Consider the following 617-nt stretch of genomic DNA (forward strand, 5'->3'; position numbering starts at 1 on the left):
GCTCACCGATAACACTTCTCCCGAATAAACCAGGCGAACAGGCTCAAGCGCCTTATTGTCATTTTTGGCAGCAATATCCAGTAATATAATCTCGCCCGATTCAACATCCTGCAGTTGAAGTCGGGTCTGTTCAAAAGGTTCGCTGGCCTGTAAATAAACCGTACCACCGCTGCTTTGAACCCTCAGTTTACCTTTGAGCATTGCCGGAAAACCTACACGAACGTTGCGGTCGACAAAGACAATTCGCTCATGGTTAACAGAAAGTGGAATAAGCAGAGGGATCCGTTCCCATTTCATCAGCTCCACAGCCTGTGCTGATGAAAACCATAAAAGGAGAATTATCGGCCACCATTTACACTTAAAATTAAGGACTTTAAACATCGCCATTAAAACATCCCCTTTTTCTCTGGCTCAGGGACCACTGCAGCTTCAAGTCGTTGTGGGACGCCTTTATAGCAATCAAGCGCCAGACCAAAAGCATTGCGCTCCGGATCACCTTCCCAGCGGACAATATGCAGGGGGTATCTGGCCAGTGCCCGTTTTACAGGTTCTGTGTGATAGTATTCATCGACTACCAAATCCAGACTGACCTCCCAACTGTCATCGCTCTCAATGAT

2 protein-coding genes are annotated in these 617 nt (G+C 47.2%); both read right to left on the bottom strand.

Features of this window, described 5'->3' with window-relative positions; genetic code table 11:
* Positions 1-387, bottom strand: a 387-nt coding sequence (locus K0335_RS22150; RefSeq protein ID WP_219394162.1) for a TIGR03749 family integrating conjugative element protein, incomplete at its 3' end; no start/stop codon positions are given.
* Positions 387-617, bottom strand: a 231-nt coding sequence (locus K0335_RS22155; protein WP_219394163.1) for a DUF2895 family protein, incomplete at its 5' end; no start/stop codon positions are given. The genes K0335_RS22155 and K0335_RS22150, both read right to left, overlap by 1 nt.

This window comes from Escherichia sp. GZ89, from assembly GCF_019366485.1.
GTDB lineage: Bacteria > Pseudomonadota > Gammaproteobacteria > Enterobacterales > Enterobacteriaceae > Escherichia > Escherichia fergusonii.